Origin of the sequence: Paraburkholderia sp. JPY419, assembly GCF_050435705.1 — a bacterium.
Lineage (GTDB): Bacteria > Pseudomonadota > Gammaproteobacteria > Burkholderiales > Burkholderiaceae > Paraburkholderia > Paraburkholderia youngii.
Genome location: NZ_JBNDKV010000004.1, coordinates 303,126 through 326,098, shown reverse-complemented (window position 1 = coordinate 326,098; position 22,973 = coordinate 303,126). Strand labels below are relative to the sequence as shown.

General features: G+C 61.9%; 16 protein-coding genes and 1 pseudogene. 4 read left to right on the top strand and 13 right to left on the bottom strand.

Annotated features, from left to right (window positions below; genetic code table 11):
* Positions 1 to 315: 315 nt before the first annotated feature.
* From QFZ91_RS30020 to QFZ91_RS30010, 3 genes and pseudogenes are all read right to left on the bottom strand, one after another.
* Positions 316 to 1,552: pseudogene (locus QFZ91_RS30020) on the bottom strand (DUF3734 domain-containing protein).
* A gap of 19 nt (positions 1,553 to 1,571) precedes the next feature.
* Entirely contained in the window at positions 1,572 to 2,369 is a 798-nt protein-coding gene (locus QFZ91_RS30015) for a 3-hydroxybutyrate dehydrogenase (RefSeq protein WP_429570913.1), read from the bottom strand.
* 219 nt (positions 2,370 to 2,588) lie between these two features.
* Entirely contained in the window at positions 2,589 to 3,521 is a 933-nt protein-coding gene (locus tag QFZ91_RS30010) for a hypothetical protein (RefSeq protein ID WP_368715005.1), read from the bottom strand.
* Between the two features lie 934 nt (positions 3,522 to 4,455).
* Between QFZ91_RS30010 and QFZ91_RS30005 the strand changes: the two genes are divergently transcribed.
* The gene (locus QFZ91_RS30005) at positions 4,456 to 5,805 is read left to right on the top strand and encodes a mechanosensitive ion channel family protein (RefSeq protein WP_429569378.1); all 1,350 of its coding nucleotides are present in this window, start codon (positions 4,456 to 4,458) and stop codon (positions 5,803 to 5,805) included.
* A gap of 238 nt (positions 5,806 to 6,043) precedes the next feature.
* On the opposite strand, the gene QFZ91_RS30000 is transcribed toward QFZ91_RS30005, so the two are convergent.
* From QFZ91_RS30000 to QFZ91_RS29985, 4 genes are all read right to left on the bottom strand, one after another.
* Positions 6,044 to 6,841: an oxepin-CoA hydrolase, alternative type gene (locus QFZ91_RS30000; RefSeq protein WP_429569377.1), complete on the bottom strand. Its 798-nt coding sequence runs from the start codon at positions 6,839 to 6,841 to the stop codon at positions 6,044 to 6,046.
* On the bottom strand, positions 6,834 to 8,963 hold the full coding sequence (locus QFZ91_RS29995; protein ID WP_429569376.1) for a 3-hydroxyacyl-CoA dehydrogenase NAD-binding domain-containing protein: 2,130 nt from the start codon (positions 8,961 to 8,963) through the stop codon (positions 6,834 to 6,836). Before QFZ91_RS29995 ends, QFZ91_RS30000 begins: the two co-directional genes overlap by 8 nt.
* Before the next feature lie 84 nt (positions 8,964 to 9,047).
* Positions 9,048 to 9,956: an NAD(P)H-binding protein gene (locus tag QFZ91_RS29990; protein WP_429569375.1), complete on the bottom strand. Its 909-nt coding sequence runs from the start codon at positions 9,954 to 9,956 to the stop codon at positions 9,048 to 9,050.
* A 91-nt stretch (positions 9,957 to 10,047) separates the two neighbouring features.
* The gene (locus QFZ91_RS29985; RefSeq protein WP_429570912.1) at positions 10,048 to 11,187 is read right to left on the bottom strand and encodes an iron-containing alcohol dehydrogenase; all 1,140 of its coding nucleotides are present in this window, start codon (positions 11,185 to 11,187) and stop codon (positions 10,048 to 10,050) included.
* Positions 11,188 to 11,407: 220 nt separating this feature from the next.
* On the opposite strand from QFZ91_RS29985, the gene QFZ91_RS29980 reads away from it, so the two are divergent.
* Together QFZ91_RS29980 and QFZ91_RS29975 are read left to right on the top strand one after the other, a co-directional pair.
* Positions 11,408 to 13,213 carry an acyl-CoA dehydrogenase C-terminal domain-containing protein gene (locus tag QFZ91_RS29980; protein WP_429569374.1) on the top strand — a complete coding sequence of 602 codons (1,806 nt, stop codon included), beginning with the start codon at positions 11,408 to 11,410 and terminating at the stop codon, positions 13,211 to 13,213.
* Positions 13,210 to 14,484 (top strand): CaiB/BaiF CoA transferase family protein, encoded by a 1,275-nt coding sequence (locus QFZ91_RS29975; RefSeq protein WP_429569373.1) that lies wholly within the window; start codon positions 13,210 to 13,212, stop codon positions 14,482 to 14,484. Before QFZ91_RS29980 ends, QFZ91_RS29975 begins: the two co-directional genes overlap by 4 nt.
* A gap of 183 nt (positions 14,485 to 14,667) precedes the next feature.
* Here QFZ91_RS29975 and QFZ91_RS29970 read toward each other — a convergent pair whose 3' ends face one another.
* Genes QFZ91_RS29970 through QFZ91_RS29955 form a run of 4 tightly spaced genes read right to left on the bottom strand, consistent with a single transcriptional unit; the run spans position 14,668 to position 18,542 of the window.
* Positions 14,668 to 16,116, bottom strand: coding sequence for an NAD(P)(+) transhydrogenase (Re/Si-specific) subunit beta (locus QFZ91_RS29970; protein ID WP_429570911.1), 1,449 nt, complete (start codon positions 16,114 to 16,116; stop codon positions 14,668 to 14,670).
* Between the two features lie 14 nt (positions 16,117 to 16,130).
* Positions 16,131 to 16,451, bottom strand: a complete 321-nt coding sequence (locus QFZ91_RS29965; RefSeq protein WP_176120393.1) for an NAD(P) transhydrogenase subunit alpha — start codon at positions 16,449 to 16,451, stop codon at positions 16,131 to 16,133.
* Positions 16,452 to 16,461: 10 nt separating this feature from the next.
* A complete protein-coding gene (locus tag QFZ91_RS29960; RefSeq protein WP_429570910.1) occupies positions 16,462 to 17,604 on the bottom strand; it encodes a Re/Si-specific NAD(P)(+) transhydrogenase subunit alpha in 1,143 nt (380 codons plus the stop codon).
* 5 nt (positions 17,605 to 17,609) lie between these two features.
* Positions 17,610 to 18,542 carry an NAD(P)H-binding protein gene (locus QFZ91_RS29955; protein ID WP_429569372.1) on the bottom strand — a complete coding sequence of 311 codons (933 nt, stop codon included), beginning with the start codon at positions 18,540 to 18,542 and terminating at the stop codon, positions 17,610 to 17,612.
* A 271-nt stretch (positions 18,543 to 18,813) separates the two neighbouring features.
* Between QFZ91_RS29955 and QFZ91_RS29950 the strand changes: the two genes are divergently transcribed.
* Positions 18,814 to 19,689 carry an SDR family oxidoreductase gene (locus QFZ91_RS29950; protein WP_429569371.1) on the top strand — a complete coding sequence of 292 codons (876 nt, stop codon included), beginning with the start codon at positions 18,814 to 18,816 and terminating at the stop codon, positions 19,687 to 19,689.
* Positions 19,690 to 19,830: 141 nt separating this feature from the next.
* Here the strand turns inward: QFZ91_RS29950 and QFZ91_RS29945 are convergent, their stop codons facing one another.
* Both QFZ91_RS29945 and QFZ91_RS29940 read right to left on the bottom strand, forming a co-directional pair.
* On the bottom strand, positions 19,831 to 21,846 hold the full coding sequence (locus tag QFZ91_RS29945; RefSeq protein ID WP_429569370.1) for an AMP-binding protein: 2,016 nt from the start codon (positions 21,844 to 21,846) through the stop codon (positions 19,831 to 19,833).
* The gene (locus tag QFZ91_RS29940; RefSeq protein ID WP_429569369.1) at positions 21,788 to 22,924 is read right to left on the bottom strand and encodes a thiolase family protein; all 1,137 of its coding nucleotides are present in this window, start codon (positions 22,922 to 22,924) and stop codon (positions 21,788 to 21,790) included. Before QFZ91_RS29940 ends, QFZ91_RS29945 begins: the two co-directional genes overlap by 59 nt.
* Positions 22,925 to 22,973: the final 49 nt, after the last annotated feature.

Below are 22,973 nucleotides of genomic sequence, written 5' to 3'. Positions count from 1 at the left end.
CATAGCAAGTTAAGAGAAGCCAAGCGCAGCCGCAATAACACTTTGGGTGCAATGATCCAATTGAGCAACTGTACGGTCAGATGTGATTCCAGCAAGGCAACATGTCGGGTAACCGCAGAGGGTGGCATGTCGAACTTTACAATATCGGGCAAGGCAAGGTCCCGACTCCTCAGAAAGAACGGATCGAGTTCCTGAATTTAGACGACCACTTCCTTGATCGCCCGCATGTTCTGGGTAGGGACGGACCGCGGGTCGCCGTAAAACATGTTGCATATTGTCTCATGAAGAGCTTGGCATCTGCACCGGACGATGGCATCAATCGTCCCGATGGATATCGTGCGTAACAAAGCTGAGGTCGTTGATCGGCATATCCAACCAATCCCGATTCTGCAAGGTCTTCCGGGTATCGGCCAATCCGGTTCGCCAATGTTCCCGCATTGTCGAAATACCAAACTGATAGTCCTTGTAGTGGCCTTCGTACTCCTTATCCCGGTAGATCAAATGAATGATGTTGTAGCGCTTGTCGCATGATACTTCCTGTGCGAGCTCGTACCAGCGATCCTTTTCGCTTCCCGCGGGCAACTTCTCGAGCAGCTCCCGCACCACGCGCCGAAAATGTTGAGTTCGTTGTAGCAAGTCCGTCACGAGTCGGGTGCGGCTGGAGTACTGGACATCTTTGACGCGTCCCATGACTTCGCTTAGATCGCTCGGCACCGGCCCGGTCGCGCTCCACAGATCAACCTGAAAAGCGAGCGTGTCGCGACGTGGCGTCGCTTGCAAAACCTCGTATAGCGGAGTGTTCGACATAAGGCCGCCGTCCCAGTAATACTCGTTCTCGATCTCCACCGCCGCGAAGCCCGGCGGCAAAGCACCGGACGCGATGAAATGCTCGGCACGCAACGGTATGCGGGTATTGTCGAAATAGGCGAAGTTTCCTGTGCGGGCGTTCACGGCGCCCACCGAAACTCGTACCTCCGCCGAATTGATTCGGTCAAGGTCGCAGAATCGCTCGAGCGTGGACTTGAGCGGCCTCGTGTCGTAAAAGCTTGCCGTTAGCGGATTCCCGGTTGAGTGGAAAGCGGGAGGCGCGAAACCTGGGTACGAAAAATCCGTTTTGGCCATTGATAATCGCACTCGCAGCCTGAAATGCCGTAAAGCTCTTGCGCACATCGTCATGCACGTTGAACAACGTGTCCTCGATCGCGGCCGGTATGGGTATTCCGAACGCAGGCTGGCAGATCGTCTCCCAGAATTCAGAGAGCCGTGCCACCCGGTGCTCGGGCGCATTGCCGGCGATGATCGCCGCGTTCAACGCACCGATCGAAATGCCGGCCAGCCAATTCGGGCGAATACCTGCTTCTTCAAGGCCCTGATAGACGCCTGCCTGATAGGCCCCCAGCGCGCCCCCGCCCTGTAACATCAGCGCGATCGTCTCGTACTGGGGCAACTCGATACGCGGACTGGCGACAACGTCCACCGACGCTTGGGCACGCTCACCCACCCCATTTCCGGGGGCGCCGACGCCGACCCGCCTGACGTTGCTTTGCACCATGACGCCTCTCCTTGCGGGCTTACTGCATATACCAGCCATGGCTTACGATGAACGATTGGCCGGTCAAAGCTGCGCTCGAGAACGCGGACAGGAACAGCACCGTCTGTGCCACGTCGTCTACCGTGGTGAACATGCCGTCTACGGTGTTGCCGAGCATCACGCGTTTGACCACTTCTTCGTCGCTGATGCCGAGTTCTTTGGCCTGCTCGGGAATCTGCTTGTCGACGAGCGGCGTGCGCACGAACCCCGGGCAAACGACATGGGAGCGTACGTTATGTTTTGCCCCTTCCTTCGCAAGAACGCGCGCGAGGCCGAGCAACGCGTGCTTGGCGGTCACATAAGCGGATTTCAGCGGCGAAGCTTCATGCGAGTGCACGGACCCCATGTAGATCACGACACCGCCGCGGTCGTCCTTGTACATGTGCTTCAATGCGGCCTTGGTAGTCAGGAACGCACCGTCGACGTGAATCGCCTGCATATTTTTCCAGTCGGAAAATGCATAGTTTTCGATCGGATTGACAATCTGGATGCCGGCGTTTGAAATCAGGATGTCGACTGCGCCTAATTCCGCAGCCACCGTGTCGAATCCCTGGTTGACGGCATCTTCCTTCGTGACGTCCATCGCCACACCAATGCTTTTGCCGCCAGCCTGTTTGATTTCTTCGGCCACGGCGTTCGCCCCGCCCTGATTCAAATCGGCGATGGCGACCGCCGCACCCGCAGCCGAGAGCGTCAACGCGATCTGTTTGCCGATGCCACTTGCGGCGCCAGTAACTAGTGCAACTCTTCCGGTAAGACTATTGTTTAACAAAGACATCAGCATCTCCCAAATTGACTGTGACGGCTCGAATGTTTCGCCCACACGCTTTGCACTCAACGCCCGTTGAGATGATCGAATACAACTTCGCCAAAGTCCCAGCCTGAGGTCCGCCACGGGACGCACACCTTCATGATCTCGAAGGCCCGGCGCAACTCTCGGCAACACTGCGCAAGGCAGTCTCAGCCATCTGCACGGGCAGCCCCACGGGATCGGACTTTAGATGTCGGCGTAATCGATACCGGTCAGCACACCCAGATGAGCAACTGTAGTGAATCGCGACTCTTGCTTCGTATCGATGTTCAGCTCGCGAACGTTGCCGCCCAGATCGGTCACAAATGCGCGGCGGCCCAGTGCGTCCAGAGACACGCCAATGCCTTCCTCCAGTTCGCGGGCGAGCACCTGGTGATCAACCAGTCCGAACGCCGTGATTTTTGCGCGATTTAGTGTATTTCCGTCATGCGTAGCGTCGCCACGGTCAGTCCAGTACAGTACGCCATCGCGGTGATCGATATCGAGATCGATCGGCTCGGGCAGATCGGCCAGCAAACATTCGACATCCGGACGCTGATCGGGTGTCGCACCAGGCGGCAACTCAATGCCAGCCCTGAAGATGCGGCCCTCTCCGGCATCTGGCGGTCCCTTTTGCGTCCAATAGACATGGCCGTTTGCCTTATCCAATGCGATGCCCACACAATGGCGGGTCGCATCGCCCGTATGTTCCGGGAAATTCCCCGTGCGGACGAGTTCCGTCACCTCCGTACCGTCCAGCCGCGCGCGCATGACCCGCATGCCTTCGCGATCGCACCAATAGAGATGACCGCCCTCCTTGTCCAGCGCCAGTTCCTTAGGCGTCCCGGCCAGGCCGGAAGGCACCAGCACACGATGCTCCCTTCCATCGAGCTGCGCGCTTTCGATAGTTCCGTCGTTGGGGGGAACTGCGCCGGAAGCCGGATCGCTGTCGACCAGATGGATGCCGGTTCCCATGTTAGTCCAGTACACCACCTGGTTCTCAGCATCGACCTTGATGCCGTCGGGCGTGCGCGTAAGATTCGCGATAACGACCTCGTGTGAACCGTCCGGCAACAGAGCGATGATCGCTGGTGGACGTGCCTGCAGGACATATAGCGTACCGCCATTCTTCGTAGCCACAGTAAGTACCCTCCATCTAGTCAAAATAACTTTCGTCGTACAGCTCGGAGTCGATCCTTAGTCCCCCAGCAGGACGCTTCTCAATGTTCAACGGACATTCGGATTCGATCGTTAAACGCTTTCACCGGGTCGTCTTTTGCCCAATGCATTGCACCGAATCACCCATTCGTCGAGGGCCGAACGACGGCTCGACTGCCTGGCCAGTCAGCATATAACGTTGCGCTTGACTGAGACATTGCACGTCTCTGTAATGTTCGGATGCCGGTCCTCGTTGCTGAACGAGCTTCGAGCGCAAATGTGCACCTGCATCTGCACCTGCATCTGCACCTGCACCTGCAATGACATGGAAATACATGTCGATGCATATACACAGTTAACGCCCGAACATGGGAAAAAATCCCTCGACATAGCGGGAAGACCATGCAGGTGCCTCATTTTGAGCGCCGGCCTTCGAACACAGTTTAGGGTATGCCGAGGACAGTCACAATTGCACTTTGGATTAGGTTTTACACGACACACATTCCATTCGATATGGTGTTGCTAACACCATCGTGCTATTGCATCGCGCCCGCTTGCAACCTAAAGTTCCAGTCAAGAGCAACATCTTTGGGCGCTGGCGTAGACAAAGCGAGAGCAATTGCAGGCCGCCGGAACCAACGGTGAATCTCTCGGCTTCGGATTTACGGGGATGAAACCTGCGATGCGAAATACGGGCTCCGATATTCCGCTCATGGGCGTCGGCCCATACGAGCCATTTCGGCCGTAGCGAGTGATAACGCCCATCGCAATTGAGTCAGAGCCCCCTACCGTGAACGAGCCATTGAACCAGATACTCTATCCATGCGGAGCAGCCGTGATAAATGTACTGGTCCTGCTTTGGTCGCCTGGCCGACGGCAGCCCGTCCTGCATGCGGCACTAAAATGCGCCCTATTCGTGCTTCTGACAGTGTCGATGCTTCGATATGGCATCGTCCCCACCCAAGCCGCGCATCGATTTTCGGACCCATCCGTTCACTTTCTTCACGGAGTCCTTGAAACGGGATGGTGGCTGTTAGCAGCCGCGACGACTATGGCCGTAGTGCGAGCCTACTACGTTGTTGGCTATCGACTGCGTCAGAACCGGTTCACGCTGGACGTAATCGCAGCCCTGCTCTATCTTGGAGCAGTGATCGCAATTGTCGCCGATGTATTCGACATCCCGCTCAAGGGGGTCCTGGCCACCTCTGGCGCTTTAGCCATCATCCTTGGCCTCGCGCTCCAAAGCACCCTTTCAGACCTTTTTTCCGGCTTGTTGATTAACGCTACGTCTCCCTATCGTGTCGGAGATTCCGTAACGTTGGATGAGGTAGCGGACGGTGAAGTTGTTGAAGTTACCTGGCGCGCGACCCACATAGCCAAAGCAAACCGCGACATGGTCGTCGTGCCAAACAGTGTCATCGCCAAATCGCGAATCGTAAACCGCAGCTTCCCTCTCGGTTCTCACGCAACAGTCGCCAAGTTTGAGACCACGACGCAGCTTCGACCGTCTGAAGTTGTTCACGCCCTCGAACTCGCCCTGCAGACCTGTGTTGGCATCTCCGAAGATCCTAAGCCGAGCGTGGCTACGACCTCCATCGGTCGAAGAACAGCCATGTACGACGTCACCTTTTTCAGAACGGGTGAGCGATCAGAAATAGAGGTGCTGAACAAATTCTATGACGCAGCTCATCGCCATCTGGAGTCGATTACCGTTCCACTGGAACATGGGAACGAAGTCGCCGACATCCCAGGCGGGACACTCGCATATCGACTAGTTGAAGCTATCGGTATATTCGGGATGCTTTCTAAAGACCAACGGATTCAACTAGCAAAATCTCTGTTTCGTCGCGAATGCGCACCCGGACAAGTGCTGCTTCGCGCCGGAACGTGCTCACAATCCATTTCAATTGTCGGGTATGGAGTCGTCGCGGCATCCGCAACGGAAGACTCTGGTGGCCACTACGACATCGTCCGTCTTGGTCCTCGAGAATACTTCGGCGAGAGCGGACCAATCGCGGGTGTTGCTTCAATGGTTACGTTCGTCGCACGGACCTATGTAATCGTCTATGAATTACCAGACCACGCCGTTATGAATCTCCTTACACAACATGCCGATGTCGCACACGCTTTCGCTGCAAAGCTCGAGGCACGCGAACGAAAAGGACAGGCTCTGATGCAAGTGTCTCCAGAGGTCCACATGGCAGAGAATGGACTGATGCAGTGGCTACATCGCTGTATCGAGGCAATCCATCACAAGTTAGCATGATTGACGTCTTCCCCGTCCCTCTACTCACGGCGGCCGCGCAAAGCGCGGGAAGTACTTCAAACGATGCAAAGCCGGGCTATCTCATTGCAGTGCGTGGCTCGACTGCTCGGGTGTGGAGCGTCCCCCTTATTTCTCGATTGGACTGAACATCACGGCGCAATCCTGCACCCGCCAATGCAACGTCCCGCGCTTGCCGGATGACACGTTCACGCCGAAGTCCCCGTGGCGCGTGTGCAGTTCATCTCGACTGTCGCAAACCGAGGAAGTCCGCCGGGCGCTTCTCGAGGAACGCCCGCATACCCTCGACTGCCTCCTCATCGCCCTGCGATTCGACCATAAGTTGCGCTTCGAGGTCCATCTGCGCGTCGAACGTCTGGTGACCCGCCTGCCGGCACAGCGACTTGATGCGAGCCATTGCACGTTGAGGCCCACGTGCGATTGCTTCCGCTACGGCAATGGCGGTCGCCGCGGCATCGCCCGGTTCAGTCAGCCGATTCACCGCACCCAGTGCATGCATTCGCTCGCCCGTGACGCGCTCTCCGGTCAGGCACATCTCGGTCAACAACTGCCTGGAAACATACTCGGACAGAAAGCTCGTTGCACCACCGTCAGGGGAAAGCCCGATCTTCACGTAAGCAAGCGAAAATGCCGCATTGCGTGCCGAGACGAGAAGATCGCATGCCATCGCTAGCGAGAATCCCGCCCCCGCAGCGGCGCCCTCCACGGCCGCGATCACGGGCTTGCCACATTGCTGCACCGCGCGGATGAGACGATGCAGACGTTCGAGTTGCTCCCGACGCTCGTGCGCCGGCGTCGAGCCCAGCCTGGCTAACCGGTTGACGTCGCCTCCTGCGCAAAATGCGCCGCCCGCGCCGGTGAGCACGATCGCACCGACAGCCTCGTTCGCCTCCGCATCCGCCAGTACATGGGGCATCGCCTCCATGAACTCGGGGGTCAATGGGTTGCGCGCCTGCGGGTTGTTGATCGTCAGCAACTGAACAACCCCCTCATGCGAAATCAGCAGCGATTCATCCATCACGCGAGCCCTCGTTCAAGCTCGCGAAGTCCGCGCCGCGCTCGACGAGATCGACGAGGAGCGGAGAAGGACGCCAGAACTGCGGGTCTTCCTTCGCAAATTGGCGAATGTCGTCGAGCACCGATGCCAGGCCTACCGTGTCGGCGTATTTCATCGGGCCGCCACGGAAACGCGGAAAGCCATACCCGTGTAGGAACGTCACGTCGACATCGAGCGGACGCAGCGCGATGCGCTCATGCACGACATTCGCGCCTTCATTGATCATCGCGGCCATATAGCGGCGAATGATCTCCTCGTCGGAGAAGCTGCGCGGCGTGACTCCGGCCCGCCGGCGCTCGGCATCGATGATGGCCTGGACGTCCGGATCGGTCGCGCCGACACGCGAGCCGTCGGTGTACCGGTAGTACCCGCGACCCGTCTTCTGGCCGAACCAGCCGAGTTCGCAGAGGCGGTCGGGGATTTGCACGTAGCGTGCTTTGGGATCGCGCGTGGCCGCGCGGCGCTTACGCGTCGCCCAGCCGATATCGCCTCCGGCCAGGTCGGTCACCTGAAACGGGCCCATCGGGAAACCGAAGTCGCGTACGGCCTTGTCAATCTGATAGGGGGATGCACCGTCCTCCATCATGTGGTCCGTTGCCGCACGGTAGACGGCGAGGACACGGTTGCCGATGAAGCCATCGCAAACGCCTGCTCGTACAGCAACCTTCCGAAGCTTCTTCGCGAGTTCGAAAGCGGTGGCGACGACGTCGGCACTGACCCTCTTCGGGACGACGACTTCGAGAAGCTTCATGACGTTGGCAGGCGAGAAAAAATGCAGCCCGATGACGTTCTGTGGACGGGAAATCGTCGCGGCAATCGCATCGATATCGAGGTACGAGGTGTTCGTCGCCAATATGGCGCCGGGCTTGGCGACCCTGTCCAATTGAGCGAACACGGCCTCTTTGACCGCCATGTCTTCGAAGACGGCCTCGATGATAACGTCAGCATCGGCAAGCGATTCGTAGGTGGTGCTGCCTCTCCACCGGTTCATGACGCTCGACTTCGCGTCGGCGCTCATGCGCCCCCGCGCGACCAGGCCATCGTAGACGTTTTCGATGTGGGCCCGCCCGCGCGAGAGAGACGCCTCGTCGCGCTCGATCATGACGACAGGCAAGCCCGCGTCGAGCACGGCGACGGCGATCCCCGCGCCCATCGTGCCGCCGCCGATTATGCCGACAGTCTCGATGCGGCGGGGCGCGGCCTGGCGCGTCTCGGGCAGCTTCAGGGCTTCGCGTTCGACAAAGAACGCATGAACCAGGCCCGCGCGCTGCGGACTGTCCATACACTCAAGAAAGAACCGTCGCTCGGTGCGCATACCTTCCGCAAACGGCTGTTCGATCGCAGCTTGCGTGGCTTCAAGGATCTTGAACGGCGAGAGCAGTCCCCGCGACTTCCCGGTGACCGCGGCGCGAGCATCTTCTATCGCTGCGAGACTTGCCGCAGTGTCCTCGAGACCCTTCGCCTCGCGGGTCGGGCGGGGCCGCGCCTTCAGTGCGAGCAATTCCTGCGTGTAGGCCAATCCCTCGGTCAGCGTTTCCTCACTGGCACCAAGACGGTCGACGAGTCCCAGGTCGCGCGCTTCCTTCGCGTCGACTCGGCGGCCGCTCAATACCAGATCCAGCGCCGCGCGTGCACCGATGAGCCGTGGCGTGCGCTGCGTGCCGCCCGCACCAGGCAGCAGGCCGAGTTCCACTTCGGGCAAGCCGAGCTTCGCGCCCGCGACGGCCAGCCGGTAATGCGCTGCCAGCGCGACTTCGAGGCCGCCGCCGAGCGCTGCCCCATGAATGGCCGCAACGACGGGTTTGCGGCACGATTCGATCCGGTTGCAGACATCGGGCAACGAAGGAGGAAGGGGCGGCTTGCCGAATTCGCGGATGTCGGCTCCTCCGATGAAATTGCGCCCTGCTCCGATCAGCATCACGGCTTCGACCTGATCGTCGCTTTCGGCTTTATCGATTGCCTCCATGAGGCCACGGCGCACCGCCGCGTTGAGCGCATTGACAGGGGGATTGTCGATCGTGACAAGGAAGATCTTGCCGCGCCGCTCGCACGTCACGGCGCTGGTCTGGCTTTCGAGGTTCATGGTGGATTCCGTGATTCGATTGTTACATTGTCAAGTTCTAGCCCGAGTTGACCCTGCCCTTCTCCGAGCCGACGGAACGCGGGCTCAGCGCGGGGTCAACGCTTTCTGATGACGCTGCGCGAATTCGAACACGTTCGTCGCCGGGCGGCCGGTCAGTTCGGGAATGACGTCCGACTGACGGTCGTAGCGATTCGCGCGATGCAGGTCGGCCATTGCGCAAAGGTGGTCAACGAGATGGATGGGGAGGCGCTTCTCGAGCAACGCCGCGCGCCAGCTTTCGAGCGGCACGTCGACGTAGGTGATCGGGCGGCCAAGCGCCCTCGAGTACTCGCCGGCGTAGTAGTGCATGTTCTCGGAGACGGGTCCGGTGAGGTGGAGGATTCTGCCTATGTGAGGCGCCGGATTGTCGAGCACGCGCGCGAGGACGTGGGCAACATCGTCGGCCGACACGGGTGACGTCTTGCCGTCGCCGAACGGAAGCCGCAGCTCATTTTGTGTCCGCACGTCATGCGCCGCCAGCTGCAGGAAGAAGCCCTCGAGGAACACGGTGGGGCGCACGTGAATGACGGGCAAACCGGACCAGTCGAGCGCCTGCTCGGCAAGCCAATGCAGCTTGTGCTGCGGGCTGGCCGTCGTTTCGTCGATGCTCATCTGCGCCACGGTCATTTGCGACATGTTGACGAACGCACCGACGCCGTGATGTTTGGCGACCACTGCCGCATTCACAGTTGCCTCGAGATAGCGGTCGGAGACCGACATGCCGAAATAGACGGCGCCGCACCCCGCGATGGCGCGATGCATCGCCTCCAGATCGCACAGATCGCCCACCACGACCTCTGCCCCCATCTCGCGAAGCGCTTGAGCACGCTCGTCCTCTCGCCGGACCATCGCGCGCACCGCATGACCATTCGACAACAACAACTGCGTCAGCGTCCTGCCGATCGCGCCTACGCGCCCTGCTGCGCCCGTCACCAGAATAGGCTGCTTCTGCATCGTTACCTCCGTTGATACCTCATTGGTGCGGCGTGCGCCGCTGCCGTTTCCCGGGCCTCGCCCCCCGCAACGCCGACGACCTGCCGACCCATCACACGGCCAGTGCCAGGATGTCGAGCACTTCGCCAGACGCCTGCACCTTGCGAGGATTGCTGTAGATGAAAAACTCCGTCATTGTGTTTCGCGCAATCAGTTCGAACTGGTCCGGGCCAACATTGACATCCCGTAGGCATGTCGGCAGACCCAGACGTTCACACAAAGACTTGAAAGCGTCGGCAGCGGACCCGCCCGTTGCGCCCAGCGCCTTGGCGAGCGCGCGCTGCGCCTCCTGTGTCACCGGCTCGTTGTAGCGCAGTACAGCAGGCATCATGACCGGCGTGCACAAATAGTGCGGGACATGACAGGTGCCACCCAGCACATGGCCGATGGCGTGGCTCGCGCCCATCGGCACACGCGACTGCAGTCCGTACGAACACAGCCACGAGGCGATCTGGCACTTGCCTGCCGCCTCGAGATCATGACGGTTGGCCCGGCTAAGAGGCAGCCAGTGCGCCATCATCTCCAACCCTTGCAGCACGACAGCATCGACGAGCGGATTGCCGCGGGGCGAGCAAAGCGCCTCGATGGCGTGATCCATGGCACGCGTCCCCGAGCCGAGATAGAGACTTTCCGGCGCGTGCTGGAGGATCGACGGATCGAGAATGATCGAGACCGGCATCATCTTCGGGTGATAAAACGTCTGTTTCAGGTCGCGCTCCGTATCGGTCACGAGACACCCGGCGTTGTACTCGCCGCCCGAAAGCGTGCTCGGAATCGCGATCATGCGCACAGCCGGGCCGCGGAATGACGGAGGCTGCGGAACGCCGGCCTCGTTGAGCTTGACCGCAAACGCGTCGAGTCCAGCGGTGTCCGTGATCTGGTGCTCAAGGCAAACGGTTGTGATCTTCGCCGCATCGACGACCGAGCCGCCCCCGATCGCAACGATCAGGTCTGCTTTCACATCGAGCGCGGCGCGCGTCGCCGCGATCACGTCCTGCCGCGACGTGTGTTGTGCGAGCCCGTCGATCAACCCCGCAAAGCGAGGCCCGAGTGCAGCTTCGATCTTGCGGACTTCGTCGGTGCCGTGGTTCAACGAACGGCTGGCCATGATGAACACGCGCTGACTACCAAGCCTTTCGACCTCGCCCATCAGTGCCTTCGTGGCCGGCTTGCCAAATACCACGCGCTCCATGCTCGGAAAAACATGAGTGCCCGATTCATGCATCGCTTTGTCTCCAGTGGGTTGTCTCGTGCTGCCACCAGGATCGTGCTCCCGTCCGCAGCTTGCAAGGCTGAGTATCGTTGACTAAGATGACAGTGTCAAGTTATAACCCGATCACTCCCCCTCACGAGCCAGCTGGGCACTCGTTCGGCTCGGCGCCCATTCACTGTCATTCACGAGACCGATCGTCATGCCAACCTATCAAGGGCCGATTCACGATGTTCAGTTCCTGCTTAATGAGGTATTCGACTACGACGCGCAGATTTCGACGCTGCCGGGGTTCGATGAAGTCACGCCCGATATCGTCGCCGCCATCCTCAAGGGTGCGGCCGAATTCTCCGAGGACTGTCTCGTACCGATCAATTTGCCCGGCGATCTGACCGGATGCAAATGGGAGAACGGCAACGTCACGACGCCAATGGGCTACAAGGCAGCCTACGACGCCTACCGTAACGGCGGGTGGCCGGCGCTTGCCGCGGAACCGGAGTACGGCGGCCAGGCGCTGCCGGCCTCACTCGCGCTGATCGTGCGGGAATTCATTGCCTCGGGTTCGCTGTCGTTCGGCATGTACTGCGGCCTGACGCTAGGCGCTTATCGGTCGATATCCGCACACGCCGACGACGCGCTCAAGCGTATCTATCTGCCCAAGCTCGCGGATGGAAGCTGGGCCGGAACGATGTGCCTGACCGAGCCGCAAAGCGGCTCCGATCTGTCGTCGATCCGCACCCGGGCGGAGCCCGAGCAGGATGGCGCGTATCGCATTACGGGCACCAAGATTTTTATCTCGGGCGGTGACCACGATCTGACCGAGAACATCGTTCATCTCGTGCTGGCGAGGTTGCCGGGCGCGCCGTCCGGCACGCGCGGCATCAGCCTGTTCGTCGTGCCGAAGCGCGTACCGGTTGTCGAGAACGGCGTGCTCACCGGTACCGTCCCGAACGCCGTGAGTTGCGGCTCAATCGAGCACAAGATGGGCATCCGGGCACAGGCCACCGCCGTGCTGAACTTCGACGGCGCGCGCGGCTGGCTGATCGGCGGCCCGAATGGCGGGATGCGCGCGATGTTCACGATGATGAATTCGTCGCGTTTGGGCGTTGCGGTGCAAAGCGTCGGCGCTGCTGAAATCGCCTGGCAGAACGCCCTCGCCTATGCCAAGGATCGCCGCCAGGGGCGCGGCCCAGGCGCGGCGACGCAAACGCCGGATGGCGGCCCGGAACCGATCATCGTCCATCCCGATGTCCGCAAGAATCTTCTGACGATGAAGGCGTTCGTGGAAGGGATGCGCGGGCTTTATATCGAAGCGGCGATCGCGCTCGATGTGAAAGCGCGCCATCCTGATCGCGCGGTCAGCGACGCGGCCGAAGGGACTCTCGCGCTTTTGACGCCGGTGCTCAAGGCGTTCATCAGCGATTGCGCACTGCGCGTGACCGAAATCGGCATCGGCATTTTCGGGGGGCACGGTTATATACACGAAAACGGCATGGAGCAGCTCTATCGCGACGCGCGGATCGTGCCGCTCTACGAGGGAACCAACGCGATCCAGGCGCTCGATCTCGTTCACCGCAAACTCGCGCTCGAGGACGGCGCGATCGTCGAGCGCTACTTCGATGCTGTCTCGAAACTGATCGTCGAGCAGTGTGCGAATTCCCGCCTCGACGACATGACGGCGGCCCTCGACAACGGGCTTCAACTGCTGCGCGAAACCACGGCGGCCATGCGCCGCCATGCGAATGACGACGCGCTCGAGGCGGCCTCATCCGCAAGCGACTATTTGCGGATGTTCGGATATGTGGCGCTCGGCGCGACCTGGCTGCGCATCGCAGGTGCGGCCGATGCAGCGCTTGCGGGCTCACCCGAGCGTGCCGATTTTCTGTCCGGCAAGGTGAAGACTGCGCGCTTCTACTTCGAGCGGCTGCTGCCCGAAGCCTGGGTGTGCCATAGCGCGATCATGGCGGGTTCCAGCTCCGTGCTGGCGATCTCGGCGGCGGAGCTTTGAGCGACGCAGCCAGCCACTACGGAACTGAATTGAATCTGTGGAGACATTGCATGAGTACATCAAACAAGGGCCCGCTGTCGGGGATCCGGATACTCGACCTGACGTCGGTCGTATTGGGGCCGCTCGCCACCACGATGCTCGCGGGACTCGGCGCCGAAGTGATCAAGATCGAAGCGCCCGAAGGCGATAACGCCCGCAACGCCGGTGTGATGAAGCATGCCGGCATGGGGCACGTATTTCTCCATAACAACCGGGGCAAGAAAAGTGTCGTCCTGGACCTGAAGCGGCCTGAAGGACGCGAAGCGCTTTTGCGCCTTGCAGCGGACGCCGACGTGCTGATTTCGAACGTCCGGGCCGCCGCCATGAAAAGGCTGGGGCTGCATTACGAGGCGCTCGCCGAAATCAACGGCCGGCTCATCTATGTGACCGCGAACGGCTACAGCAGCAGCGGCCCTTACGCAGACCTGCCCGCCTACGACGATCTCATACAAGGGGCTGCGGGCATTCCTTGGCTCATGCAGCAGTACGGCGCCCCCGAGCCCTGCTATACGCCGATTACACTTGCCGACCGGCTCACCGGCCTGCATGTCGTCTACGCGGTCAGTGCGGCGCTGTTCGCGCGCGAGCGCAGTGGAAGCGGGCAGCACGTCGAAGTGTCGATGTTCGAGAGCGTCGCGCATTTCATCCTCGCCGATCACATGGGGGGACGCACGTTCGAGCCTCAACAAGGTCCTGCCGGCTATGACCGCCTGCTCTCACCCCACCGTCGCCCCTACAAGACGGCGGACGGCTATCTGTGCGTGCTCGTTTACAACGACAAGCACTGGCGCGGGTTCTTCAAGGGCATCGGGCGAGCCGACCAGTTCGAAAACGATGCGCGCTTTTCCACGCAGCAAAACCGCTCACGCAATATTCGTGAAGTCTACGCGTGGGTGGCGGAAATCATGCTGACGCGCACCACCTCCGAGTGGCAGGTGTTGCTCGATGAAGCCGATATTCCCCATCAAACGGTGCGCTCGATCGACGAACTGATGGACGACCCGCATCTGCTTGCCACAGGGTTCATTGCCGAAGAGACGCATCCGACCGAAGGTCGCATACGGACCCTCGGCACGCCGACGAGTTGGTCGGCAACCCCCACCGGCGGCGCCGCTCCCGCGCCGCGCCTTGGCGAGCACAGCGCCTCGGTGCTGCGCGAGGCGAGATACACGGATGACGAGATCCAGCACCTGGCTGCCCTCGGCGCCACCCGCATCGCCGAACGCGCCTGAAACAGACACGAGCCCTGCCGTCGACGATGGTCAAGGCGGGGCTCGGCCACGAGCGACAGTCTTTGCATAGTAGGCCCGGCGCTATTCCATGTTCCGCGGCGCGAACCGTTTCTGCAAACGCAAATCAGCGCAACAACGTTGCGCTGATTCGCGTTTCCCGTCACGACAACCGGATTGTTCCGATCAGGCCGCCTTCACCATGTCCTCGATGACCTTCTTCGCGTCGCCGAACACCATCATCGTCTTGTCCATGTAGAACAGGTCGTTGTCGAGGCCCGCATAACCGGCCGACATCGAGCGTTTATTGACGATCACCGTGCGCGCCTTGTAAGCCTCGATGATCGGCATCCCCGCGATCGGCGACTTCGGATCGTTCTTCGCCGCGGGGTTCACCACGTCGTTCGCGCCGAGCACGAGTACCACGTCGACCTGGCCGAACTCGCTGTTGATGTCTTCCATCTCGAACACGATTTCGTACGGCACTTCCGCTTCCGCGAGCAGCACGTTCATGTGCCCCGGCATCCGGCCCGCGACGGGGTGGATCGCGTACTTCACCTCGATGCCCTTCTCGACGAGCTTATCGGTCAGATCTTTGAGCGCATGCTGCGCGCGCGCCACAGCCAGACCGTAGCCCGGCACGATCACCACCGTCTCGGCGTTGCCGAGCATGAACGACGCATCGTCGGCCGAGCCCGACTTCACGGGCCGCTGCTCGACCGCGCCGCCAGCCGCCGCCGTGCCCGGCTCAGCGCCGAAACCGCCCAGGATCACGTTGAAGAACGAGCGGTTCATTGCCCGGCACATGATGTACGAGAGGATCGCACCCGACGAGCCCACGAGCGACCCGGCAATGATCAGCATCGGGTTGTTCAGCGAGAAGCCTATGCCCGCTGCCGCCCAACCAGAATACGAATTGAGCATCGACACGACCACCGGCATGTCCGCGCCGCCAATCGGAATGATGATCAGCACGCCGAGCGCGAACGCGATCAGCGTCATGATGACGAACGGCAGCCACGATTGCGTGATGAAGAACAGGATGCCGAAGCCGATCAGCGCGATGGCAAGTATCAGGTTGATCAGATGCTGCCCCGGATAAACGACGGGTGCCCCCTGGAACAGCCGGAACGTGTACTTCCCGGAGAGCTTGCCGAACGCGATCACCGAGCCCGAGAACGTGATGGCCCCGACGAACGTGCCGATGAAGAGCTCGATGCGGTTGCCGTAGGGCAAGAAGCCCTCGGGCGCGCCGGGCTCGATGAGCCCGAACGCAGCCGGCTCGGAGACCACCGCATACGCAATGCACACGGCCGCGAGACCGATCAGGGAGTGCATCGCCGCTACGAGTTCGGGCATCTTCGTCATCTCGACACGCGCGGCAACATAGGCGCCCAACCCGCCGCCCACCACGAGTGCAGCAAAAAGCAACGCGAGCCCGAGCCCGAGGTTCGAGCCGAACTGGGTGGACTCCTTCACGATCAGCGTTAGCGTGGTCAGAATTGCAATCGCCATTCCGACCATACCGAACACGTTGCCCGCGCGCGCGGTCTTCGGGTTCGACAGACCCTTGAGTGCCTGGATGAAACATACCGACGCCACGAGGTACAGCAGCGTCACGACGTTCTCGCTCACGAAGTTCAGCCCCATCATGCACCCTCCTTTGCCATCTGCTTCTTAGGCTCTTTCTTCTTGAACATCTCCAGCATTCGCCGGGTGACGAGAAAGCCGCCGAACACGTTGACGGCCGCGAGCGCCACCGCGATCGTGCCGAAGAACTTGCCCGCGTTGCCGACCGTGAGACCCGCCGCGAGCATCGCACCGACGATCACGATCGCCGAGATCGCATTGGTCACCGCCATCAGCGGCGTATGCAGCGCGGGCGTGACGTTCCAGACCACGTGATAGCCGACGTAGATCGCCAGCACGAAGATGATCAGGTTGATCACCGTGTGATTGATGACTTCCATCCGCGCCCCCTCAGGACTTGCGCGCGACTTCGCCGTCGCGGGCCAAGAGCGTGGCCGCGACGATGTCGTCCGCGAGATCGATGTTCAACTGGCCTTCCTTCGTGATGATCAGCTTCAGGAAGTCGAGAAGGTTGCGCGCGTACAGCGACGATGCGTCGGCCGACACCCGCGCCGCCAGGTTCGTGTAGCCGACGATTGTCACGCCGTGCTTCTGGACGATCTTGTCGGGCTCCGTGAGCGGGCAGTTACCGCCGCGCCGGCCTTCATACTCGGCGCCGCGTCCGGCCGCGAGGTCGACGATCACCGAGCCCGGCTTCATCGCCTGAACCGTCTCGACCGAGATCAGCGTGGGCGCGGCGCGGCCCGGAATCAGCGCGGTCGAGATCACCATGTCGGCCTGCTTCGCGCGCTCGTGAACGAGCGCCGACTGGCGCGCGAGCCACGACGGTGGCATCGGCCGTGCATAGCCGCCGACGCCCTGTGCGGCCTCTCGCTCTTCGTCGGTTTCGTAGGGCACGTCGAGAAACTTCGCGCCGAGCGATTCGATCTGCTCCTTCACGGCCGGCCGCACGTCGGACGCCTCGATGACGGCGCCCAGCCGCCGTGCCGTTGCAATCGCCTGCAGGCCCGCGACGCCCGCGCCGAGGATCAGCACGCGCGCCGCCTTCACGGTGCCGGCCGCGGTCATCAGCATCGGCATGAAGCGCGGATACAGCGTCGCCGCGAGCAGTACCGCTTTGTAACCGGCGATGTTCGCCTGCGACGACAGCACGTCGAGACTCTGCGCGCGAGTCGTGCGTGGCGCCGATTCGAGCGCGAACGCGGTGAGCCCCGCGGCGGCAAGGGCCTCGGCATTCTCGGTGTTGAATGGATCGAGCATGCCGACGAGCACCGTCCCGCGTTTCATCAGCGGCAGCTCGGCTTCGGTCGGGGGCTGGACTTTGAGAACGAGATCGGCGCCGAACGCGGTGGCCGCGTCAGCGACCTCGGCGCCGGCCGCGGCGTAAGCCTCGTCGGGAAAGCTCGCGCCGGTGCCGGCGCCGCCCTGGATCGTGACCCGGTGCCCTTGCGACACGTATTTCCTGATCGTCTCCGGCGTCGCGGCCACGCGGCTTTCATGCGGGCGCGTCTCGGCTGGCACTCCAATGTGCAGGGTATTCAAGCTTGAGACTCCTGGACCGGGTTGGAGGTAAAGGCATCCGCGTGTTGTTTCACAAAATCGCGAACGCTCGCCGGTTGCCGGCCCGTCAGCTTGAAGACATCGTCCGTCATCCGATCATAGCGGCCTGCTCGATGCAAATCGGCCATCGCCGTGAGGTGTGCGATCAAGTGCGGGGCCATGCCGCGCTCGACCAGCGTCTCGCGCCAGGGGCCAACGGGAATGTCCCGGTAAGTGATCGTCCGGCCAAGCGCGGCTGAATATTCGGCTGCGTAGAAATGCATGTCGCCGACTTCCGGGCCCGTCAAATGGTAGGTGGCGCCGATGTGCGGAGCCGGATCGGAGAGGATCGCCGCGACCGAACGCGCTACGTCGTCCGCCGCGACCGGAGACGTCCGGCCCTCACCAAAGGGCAGCCGGATTTCGTTGTCCGCCTTCACCGAGGGTGCGGCAAAGCGCAGGAAGAAGTTTTCGACGAACACCGTAGGCCGCACATGCACGACCGGCAGCCCGGACCAGTTCAATGCCTGCTCTGCCAGCCAATGGAGCTTGTGCTGCGGGCTTGGCGTGGTCTCCATGACGCTCATCTGAGCGACGCTCATCTGCGATATGTTCACGAAGGCCTTCACGCCGTGATGCTTCGCAACCGCGGCCGCGTTGACCGTCGCCGCGAGATAGGCGTCGGAAACCGACATGCTGAAATACACCGATTCGCAGCCGGCGATCGCCCGATGCATCGACTCCAGATCGAGCAGATCGCCGACCAGCACTTCGGCACCCATCTGACGCAACGCATCCGAGCGCTCGTCTTCCGTGCGCACCAGCGCGCGGACCTTCTGACCCTGCTCGATCAGACACTGGGTCAGCGTGCGACCCACCGCACCCATCCGACCCGCAGCCCCTGTAACGAGAATTGGGGTTTTCCCTTCCATGTTCATCTCCTTCGCTCTCTCCGACGGCTAATCACGCTTCACGCGCGGCGCCACGTTTCATGCCGATGAAGGCATCGAGTCCCGAACCAGCGCCGGGTCGTGTAATTCCTGTTGCGCGACCCAGTATCCACAAGTAACATAACACTGTCAAGTTTGAAAGACGTGAGCGTGCAGATCGTTCACGTGCCTGACCGTTCGGCGACATGCAGGACGCAAATCCCACCTGAATACGCACCGCCAGCGTGTTCCTTTCAGAGGCAAAGGAGAGGCAATGTTTCAAGACAACGTGTTGAAGGGCAAACGGATTCTCGTGACCGGAGGCGGGTCGGGACTCGGCAAGGAGATCGCCGCCAAATACCTGCAGTTGGGTGCGGATCTCTACATCTGCGGTCGCCGCGAAGCGGTGCTGCAAGAGACCGCCGACGAGTTGATGAGCCAGTACGGCGGCAGCGTCAAATGTCACGCCGTCGATATACGCAACGCAGAGGCGGTCGACGAGATGATCGAGTCGATCTGGCAAGACGGACCGCTCACGGGTCTCGTCAACAATGCCGCGGGCAACTTCGTTAGCCGCACGGAAGATCTGTCGTCGCGCGGTTTCGACGCGATCGCCAATATCGTTCTGCATGGGACGTTCTATGTCACCCAGTCGATCGGCAAGCGCTGGATCAAGGGCGGCCATCGCGGCAGCGTGGTCTCGATCCTGGTCACATGGGTACTGAATGGCGGCCCGTTCGTTGTGCCGTCGTCGATGTCCAAGGCCGGGGTCAACGTGATGACGAAGTCTCTTGCCATCGAGTGGGGACGCTTCGGCATCCGCCTGAACGCCATTGCCCCGGGTGTGTTTCCCACTGACGGCATGAGCAAACGGCTCTATCCGGGTCGCTCCGACGCCGGCCGCGCCGACGGCAGCAGTCCGATGGGCCGTGGTGGCGAGATGCACGAATTGCAGAACCTTGCCACGTTCCTGATGGCCGATGGATGCGAATGGCTAACCGGCCAGACGCTGACGATCGATGGTGCAAACAGCCTCGCGACCGGCGGCAATTTCTATCACTTCAAGGACTGGACCGACGATGACTGGATCAAGGCGCGCGACTCGATCCGCGAACTGAACGACCGCGACCGCGCCGCTCGCACTGTCTGAAGCGCCTGCAAGGTCCGCGCCGCGATACGTCGCCGGCGCGGCCGCCAGCTTTCGTGCTCCCCTCAAGAAAAAGCGCGCCTGAGACCGAAGTCCCGGCGCGCTGATTGTCGACGATGAGTCATCCATGACTCATCGATGAAGCTATCGGCTCGGCACGGTCCCAGGCACGACTACATGCGCCGGATACGGCTCGCGAAACAGCGCGTTCACGTCGCTGGCACGCCTTTCAATCACCGCCCGCTGGTTGAGGCTGCCTTTGTCCGTCACTTCGTATGCCTGCAACGACGGCGGTTCGGATAGCAGCCCCACGCGCTCGATTCGCATCGATGCGCCGGTTTGCCCCGCATTGACCAATTCGAGACGGCGCGCGAGTTCCGCGATCAATTTCGGATCGCTGCGCAACTGCTCGACCTGCGCGCCAGCCGGTGCGCCCAGGAATTCGCGGCATGCGTCGAGGTCGGGCCAAGCGAGCGCACCGAGTGCGTTATCACCGTCGTGAGCGATCACCGCCTCCTTCAGCAGCGGGAGGCACGAGTCGAGCAGTCGCGTGCGCAGCGCGGCCGTGCGCACCCAGGTACCGTTCGCCAGCTTGAAGTCCTCGGCGAAGCGGCCCGCAAAACGCAAACCGCGTTCAGGGCACTTCGGATCGACGAACCTCACCGCATCGCCAAGCTTGTAGAAGCCATCTTCGTCGAACGCATCGCGGCTTTGCGCCGGCGCGTTCAGGTACTCGCGAACGATGTTGTCGCCGCGGATGCGCATTTCGTACCGCCCTGGCAACGCGCTGTCCTCGACAAGCTTGAGTTCGACGCCGGGCAGCGGCAAGCCGATGCAGCCGACGTCGTCGACTGCCCAGTACTGGGTGACGGCAGGCCCCGCGGTCTCGGTCGCACCGAATACGGAGGTCAATACCGTTCGGTGCCCTGTCGTCCTGATCGATACGGCCTGGAAGCGGTCGTAAAGCTCCCGCGAGAGGACCGCTCCGCCATAGTAAGCATACGTGAGCCTCGAAAAGAAATGCTGCGCGAACGCCTCGTCACGTTCAAGCGCGGCGATCAGCAGCGAGAGACCCGCCGGCACGTTGAAATAAAGCGAGGGCGCGACATCGCGCAGGTTCTTGAGCGTCGCGTCGAAGCGGCCCGGCAGCGGGCGCCCTTCGTCAATGTACAAAGTCGCGCCGAAGCGCAGCACGCGATTCATCACGATGTTGCCACCCATCACATGATGCCAGGGCAGCCACTCCAGATACGCGGGTTGCGTCTCGGGATCGCGCTCGAATACCTGGGCCGCCATCTCCTGCGCCGCCGCCATCATGCGCCGCGTGATCACCACTGCCTTCGGGATGCCGGTCGAGCCCGAAGTGAACATGTATTTCGCGGCCATGTCCGGCGTAAGACTCGCGTGGTGTGACGCGAGCTCGGCGTTCGGGGTAGCCGCGAGCCACTGCGCAAAAGAGAGCATCTGCGGCGCGGGATGACGGGCCGCCAGCGTGCGCTCGGCAGGCACGCGCAAGGCTGCCAGCGCGCCTGCGAAGCGCTCGGCGTCCTGCACGAACACGATATGCGGGCGGACCACCTCGAAGGCCGCACGAATCCGTGCGTAGTCGCCGCCCATCAAGGAATACGCGGGCGAAACCGGAGACACGGGGACGCCGGCGTATAGCGCGCCCCAGGTCAGCAGCGCCTGTTCAGTCGAGTTTTCCGAGAGGATCGCAACCGGTTTCTCGCGCGACGCGCCCGACGACAACAGCATGCTTGCGATCGAACGGACGGCATCCCACACCTGCTGGCAGGTCATGGTCCGCCATTCGCCGTTCGCGTCGCGCTCGACCAGCATCGGGGCATCCGGCCGCTTCGCGACCCAGTGCTCGAGCCAGTCGACCGTACACCCGGGTTGCGCGGGAAGCGGATGCCCCGAGCGCAGCAACAGGATCTCAGATGTTCGCGGCTCGACGACGACCGACGGTGTGCGGAATCCCGTCTCGCGAAACGGGTAGTCGGCAATATTGAGGGGCGTTATGGACATAAGCCTTCCTGAAATGTCTCGGTGACTCTTCTGTATCTTGCTACGCACCGGCGCGGGGCCGGCGCGAGCATGCCTAGACGGCTTCGAGGATCGTGGCGATGCCCTGGCCGCCGCCGATGCATTGCGTCGCAAGCGCGAACTGCCCGCCGGTGCGCTTGAGCACCGACGCCGCTTTGCCAACGAGACGAGCTCCCGTCGCGCCGAGCGGATGGCCGATCGCGAGGGCGCCGCCGTCCACATTCGTGCGCGCCGGATCCAGCTTCAGGTCGCGCGCGCAGGCGATCGCCTGGCTCGCGAACGCCTCATTGATTTCAACGATGTCAAGATCTTCCACCGAAATGCCAGCGCGCGCGAGCGCTTTGCGGGACGCTGGAATCGGACCTATACCCATCAAGGCGGGGTCGCATGACGCCACCGCCGCGCTACGGATTTTGGCGAGCGGCTGCATCCCGTTGCGAAGCGCAAACTCGGCGCTGCAGATCAGCACCGCCGATGCGCCGTCTGTCAACGGCGAGGACGTGGCCGCGGTCACGCTGCCGTCTTCGGCGAAGGCCGGCTTGAGCTCCGCAAGCGCCGCGGCGTTCGTCCCGAGACGGATGCATCCGTCCTGCGAGACGATGCCCTGCGGCATCTTGATCGGGACGATTTCCGCGGCCAGGCGACCGTCCTCGCGCGCCGCCGCCGCCTTTTCGTGCGAGATCACCGCGAGCGCTTCCTGCTCCGCCCGGCTCACGCCGAACTGCCTCGCGACGTTCTCCGCCGTGACACCCATCGGCAGATAGGCCGCCGGAAACGTGTCCAGCAACGCCGGATTCGGAGACTTGTTGAAACCGCCCTGTGGGACCCGCGTCATCGATTCGACGCCGGCGCAGATGAACGCATCGCCCAGGCCGAGCGAAATCTGGCCCGCGGCATAGTGGACCGCCGACATCGACGATCCGCAGAAACGGTTGATCGTAGCGCCTGGCACGAGATCGCCGAAGCCGGCCAGAAACCCGATGATGCGCGCGATATTGTGCCCCTGCTCCGCCTCGGGATAGGAACAGCCCACCACTAGATCTTCGATCTGCTCCGGCTTGCACCCCGTGCGCTCGAGCAATGCGGACACCACCGCGGCCGCGAGATCGTCGGGGCGCACGTCGATCAGCGCGCCCTTGCGTGCGAAATGAAACGGTGAACGGGCAAAGCCTGCCACGACAATATCAGTCATCCTCTATCTCCTGAACTCAAACCATCGGGAAGAGCGCAATTCGACACGT